The organism is Corynebacterium otitidis ATCC 51513, assembly GCF_000296405.1.
Taxonomy (GTDB): domain Bacteria; phylum Actinomycetota; class Actinomycetes; order Mycobacteriales; family Mycobacteriaceae; genus Corynebacterium; species Corynebacterium otitidis.
On record NZ_JH815192.1, the window covers coordinates 189,846 to 194,898 of the forward strand.

Consider the following 5,053-nt stretch of genomic DNA (forward strand, 5'->3'; position numbering starts at 1 on the left):
CCCGCCGCGGAGCCGGCCGCCGAGCCCGCGTCCGAGCCGGCGCTCACCGCAGCGGCCGCGCCCGGCGCGACGAGCGGCGAACCGGACTCCGAGTGGGCCGAGACCCTCGAGGAGTTCGCCGACGAGGACTCCGCGGTCGTCGAGTCGCTGCGCAGGCTCGCCGCGAGCGGCGGGGTGCCCGAGGACTTCGAGCGCGGCCCCGAGGTCGCCGGCCTGCCTACGGTGCTCGCCTGGCCGCAGCGGCGCGTGGTGCTGCTCTTCCCGGAGGACGAGTACGAGCCCGGCGAGCCGGACGCGGCGCTTCAGGGCTGGCGGTGGGCGTTCGCCGGCGACGTCTCCCCGCTCGTCGAGGCGCTCACCGACTGACCTAGCCTTGAGGGGAACACCGGTGGTTTTGAGGACGAATCGGGCGGCGGGCCGCGGCCGGCCTGAGTCGGCAATTCGGACGCGGACGGCAACGACGAAGGACTGATCTGTCATGGCGATGATCACGCTCTACCAGGGGCGCGGGCACCTCGACGGCTCGCTGAAGAAGCCCGTCATGAGCTTCATCGAGAAGATCCAGGAGGATCCGACCTCCCCGGGGTTGAACCTCAAGCGGCCCGAGGGCGCGCTCGACGAGAAGGTGCGCGTCGCGCGCGTCAACGACCAGTTCCGCGCGGTCGTCTTCCAGCTCACCGGCGGCAAGGACGCGCACTTCGTCTACTACGGCACGTTCAACCACGACGAGGCCTACGACATCGCCTCGCGGCTGACCTACCGGCTCAACCCGGTCAACAGCCTCACCGAGATCGTCAAGCACCCGCCCGCGAACGCCGAGCCCGCCCCGGGCGACGACTCGAAGCCCGCCGGCGGGGACGCCGCGCCCGACGCCCAGGCCGCCGAGCAGACCACCGCCCAGGCCGAGGGCGCCGCTCCCCGGCCCGACGCCGAGCCCGCCGCGGCCGCGCCCGGGCGAGCGAAGGAGAAGAGCGCCGCGGAGGAGCTGCGCTCCCGCGGCATCGAGCGCTCCGACCTCACCGACCGGCTGGGCTTCTCCTCGGAGGGCGCGGACATCGTCTTCTCCGGGCGCACCCCGGACGACGCGCTCGCCGCGCTGGAGGAGTCCCGCCCCGACTGGGAGATCGACGCCTACCTCGCGCTCGCCCAGGGCTTAAGCATCGAGGAGACCATCGCCGAAGCGGGCCTGGACTCCGACTTCGAGCCGGACCGCAGCGCCAGCGAGGCCGAGCAGATCAGCGAGTCGCTCAAGAACCACCCGGGCAACAACCGCTTCGTCATGGTCGAGGGCCACGACGCGCTGCGCCGCGCGCTCGACTCCATGAGCTTCAAGGAGTGGCGGGTGTTCCTCAACCCGCCGCAGCGCGCGATCGTCGAGCGCAACTACTCCGGCTCGGGCCGCGTGTTCGGCGGGGCGGGTACCGGCAAGACCGTCGTCGCGCTGCACCGCGCGCGGCGGCTCGCGAAGGACAACCCGGACGCCGCGATCCTTTTGACGACGTTCACGCGCTCGCTGGCGAAGTCGCTCAAGGAGCAGATGGACGAGCTCTACCCGGAGCGCCAAAAGCCCCGCGAGCCGGGCCAGCCGGGGATCTTCATCTGCGGGGTCGACCAGCTCGCCTACGCGGTGCCGCAGCGCGCCACCGCCGCGGAGCGCTCCGCGGCGGCGCAGCAGGTGCTCGGCCGCGCCACGGACGCGACGCCGGCGGCCTCGTCGTCGATCACCGAGCTGTGGGCCCAGGCGCTCACCCTCACCGCCCCGGAGCTCGACGGGGAGCTGAAAAACCCGCACTTCCTCGACCAGGAGTTCACCCAGGTGGTGCTCGCCAACCGGGTCGCCGAGCAGCGCGGCTACCTCAAGGTCTCGAGGCGGGGCCGCGGGGTGGCGCTGAGCAGAAAGCAGCGCAAGGAGGTCTGGAAGGTCATCGACACCTTCAGGAACCTCTGCCGGCAGAACAACGCCGTGAGCTACCCCACCAAGGCGGCGCTCGCCGCGGAGATCCTCCGCGTCAAGGACGAGGACCTCTTCGACCACGTCGTCGTCGACGAGGCGCAGGACTTCCACGCCGCGCACTGGCTCATGCTGCGCGCCGCGGTGCCCGAGGGCCCCAACGACATCTTCCTCGCCGAGGACTCCCACCAGCGCATCTACGGGCAGCGGCTCGTGCTCGGGCGCTTCGGGATCACCACCCGCGGGCGCGCGTCGACGAGGCTCACGCTTAACTACCGCACCACCGCGGAGATCCTCGACTACGCCACCAGAATCCTCGAGGGCGACGACTGGGTCGACGCCGAGGGCGAGGAGGACTCGGTGGCCGGCTACCGCTCGGCGCGCCGCGGGCCGAAGCCCATCGTGCGCGACGGCCTGGGCAGCCTCGCCGGCCAGGTCGACGTCGCCGCCGAGAAGATCCGCGGCTGGCTCGACGACTCCCCCAACGCGGTGATCGGGGTGCTCACCCGGGCGAAGGACTCGCGCCGCTCCATCGCGGCGCTCCTCCAGGACCGGGGCGTGCCGGCGAGCGTCTCCGCGGACGGGGTCACGAAGCGCACGCGGCGCGCGATCGGCGCCGACCCGGCGGACGAGCCGGAGGAGCCGGCCTCGGTGATCGTGTCGACGATGCACTCGGCCAAGGGCCTCGAGTTCGAGAAGGTCGTGCTCATCGGCATGGACGACGACTCCGTGCCCCGCGTCGCGCGGGGCATCCCCGAGGACGAGCGGGAGGACGCCCGGCAGCGGGAGCGCGCGCTGCTCTACGTCGCGGCCTCGAGGGCGCGCGACGAGCTGCTCATCACCGCCGCGAAGCCGCTCTCCGAGATGCTGCCCCAGAAGGCCGCGTAGCCGGCGGCCGTCGAGGACCGAGGGGATTAAAGAGATGACGCCGCGGGCGCCGCGCCGCCTAACCGGCCGCGCGCTCGTCGTGGGCTCGGGGCCCAACGGGCTCGCCGGCGCGATCGTGCTCGCCGAGGCGGGACTCGACGTCACCGTCGCCGAGGAGAACTACGCCCCCGGCGGGGGCCTGCGGAGCGCGGAGCTGCTCGTCCCCGGCGTCGTGCACGACCTGTGCTCGGCGGTGCACCCGCTCGCCCAGGCGAGCCCCTTCTACCGAGCCCGCGCAGCAGACCTCAAGAAGCACGGCCTTCAGTTCCTCTCCCCCGAGGTCGACGCCTGCCACCCGCTCCCCGACCAGAAGGCCGGGGTGCTGCTCACCGGCGTCGGGGAGACCGCCCGGGGCCTCGGCGACGGGCGCGACCGGCGCGCCTGGCAGCTGGCCCTCGGCCCGCTCGCGGAGCGGGCCGACGAGCTCGCCGGCGAGTTCCTCCGTCCCCCGCTGCATCTGCCGCGCCGACCGATGCTCGCCGCGCGCTTCGGGGCTCTCGCCGGGATGCCGGCGGCCGCGCTCACCGGGGCGCTGCGCTCACCCGCGGCGAAGGCCCTCGCCGCCGGCATCTTTGCCCACGCCTTCGCCCCGCACCACCTGCCCGCCTCCGCCGCGCCCGGGCTGCTGCTCGCCGCCGCCGGGCACCGCCACGGCTGGCCGGTCGCGCGCGGCGGCTCGGCAGCGATCGCGCGGGCGCTCGTCGGGCTTCTGGAGGACCTGGGCGGCCGCGTGGAGACCGGCCGCGCGATCGACGACGCCGGGGAGCTCTCGGGCTTCGACGTCGTGCTGCTGGACACCTCCCTCGAGCGCGCCGCGTCGATCCTCGGGGAGCTGCTTCCCGCCCGGGTGGCCGGCGCGTGGCGGCGGTTCCGCCGCGGGCCCGCGGTCGCGAAGATCGACGCCGTCGTCGAGGGCGAGATCCCCTGGCTCGAGCCGCAGGCCCGCCGCGCGGGCACCGTGCACCTCGGCGGGGAGGCCCGCGACGTCGCCCGCGCCGAGCGGGACTGCTGGCAGGGACGGCTCCCCGAGCGGCCGTTCACGCTCGTGGCGCAGCAGCACCTCACCGACCCGTCGCGCTCGACGACGGATAGCGGCGGTAGGCGGCTCAACCCCGTGTGGGCCTACAGCCACGTGCCGGCCGGCTGGGACGCCACCGAGGACGAGGCGTGGGAGCTCGTCTCTGCGCAGATCGAGCGCGCCGCGCCCGGCTTCAGGGAGCGGGTCGTCGCCCGCCGGGCGCTGCCGCCCCGCGAGATCGAGGCGCACAACGCCAACAACGTCGGCGGGGACATCGCCGGCGGCGCGAACGGGCCGATCCAACTGCTCGCCCGCCCGAGGCTCCTCGGCGACCCGTACTCCACCGGGGTGCCCGGGGTGTACGTGTGCTCGGCGTCGACGCCGCCGGGCGGCGGGGTGCACTTCGCGGCCGGGGAGAACGCCGCCCGCTCGGCGCTGCGCTGGCTCGAGCGGCGGTAGCCGAGGGAAGAAGAACCAGTCTTAGGCGGGCTCGTCGCCGTAGATGCCCGGCGCGTCCTTGTCGACGAGCTCCTCGCGGCTGAGCACGTACTTACGCTCGAGGACGCCGGCGCCGACGTAGAACTTCTCGCCCTCGATGACGCTTAGGTCCGCGACGATGGGCAGGTCGTCGGGCACGCCGATGGGGCCGATCGCGTGGCGCTGCATACCGGTGAGCTCCACGGCGTCGTCCATGGGCACGAACGAGGTCTTGCCGCCGAGGGCCTTGCGCAGACCCTTGTTGTCGAGCCGGTGCGTCGCGGGCGCGAGGACGAGCGAGTAGTGGCGCTCCCCGGAGTGCTTCGTCTTCACGACGATGGAGTTGATGACCTCGTTCGGCTTCGCGCCGACCGCGTCGATGAACGATGCGGTGTCGGAGTCCTCCGCCGCGACGCTGATTTCCTTGACCATCGTGCCCTCGCTTCCCTCCCGTCGGGCCCGCGGGCGCACAGGCGTGCCCGCGGGTGTTCGGCCTTTTCGCCAGAGGCTAGCCGCGGGCACGCCCAACGCGGCTGGGATTCATCCAGCCCGGTTCGGCGGCTTGGCCCGGCCGGGACGCCGCGCCCGACGGGAGGGGCTGCGGGCTGCCTAGCGGTAGCCGGCGCGGCGCAACGCCTCGGCCATCGCGCCGCCGGCGGACTCGCCTGCACTCTGGCCCT

At 73.7% G+C, this 5,053-nt stretch carries 4 protein-coding genes; 3 read left to right on the forward strand and 1 reads right to left on the reverse strand.

The genetic code is table 11. From position 1 onward, the window contains the following. The 3 genes from HMPREF9719_RS00845 to HMPREF9719_RS00855 form a co-directional block, all read left to right on the forward strand. The coding region (locus HMPREF9719_RS00845) for a hypothetical protein (protein ID WP_004600058.1) at positions 1-366 on the forward strand (366 nt) is incomplete at its 5' end. Positions 367-478: 112 nt separating this feature from the next. Next, entirely contained in the window at positions 479-2,839 is a 2,361-nt protein-coding gene (locus HMPREF9719_RS00850) for a 3'-5' exonuclease (protein WP_004600059.1), read from the forward strand. Between the two features lie 34 nt (positions 2,840-2,873). After that, complete coding sequence (locus HMPREF9719_RS00855; RefSeq protein WP_004600060.1) at positions 2,874-4,355, forward strand: phytoene desaturase family protein; 1,482 nt, start codon at positions 2,874-2,876, stop codon at positions 4,353-4,355. A gap of 21 nt (positions 4,356-4,376) precedes the next feature. Here HMPREF9719_RS00855 and HMPREF9719_RS00860 read toward each other — a convergent pair whose 3' ends face one another. Next, on the reverse strand, positions 4,377-4,805 hold the full coding sequence (locus HMPREF9719_RS00860) for a YbaK/EbsC family protein (protein ID WP_004600061.1): 429 nt from the start codon (positions 4,803-4,805) through the stop codon (positions 4,377-4,379). Positions 4,806-5,053: the final 248 nt, after the last annotated feature.

Excerpts from the sequence above, each read along its gene's own strand:
- HMPREF9719_RS00855 (WP_004600060.1), top strand. The coding sequence starts at position 2,874 with ATGACGCCGCGGGCGCCGCGCCGCCTAACCGGCCGCGCGCTCGTCGTG.
- HMPREF9719_RS00860 (WP_004600061.1), bottom strand. The coding sequence starts at position 4,805 with ATGGTCAAGGAAATCAGCGTCGCGGCGGAGGACTCCGACACCGCATCG.
- HMPREF9719_RS00850 (WP_004600059.1), top strand. The coding sequence starts at position 479 with ATGGCGATGATCACGCTCTACCAGGGGCGCGGGCACCTCGACGGCTCG.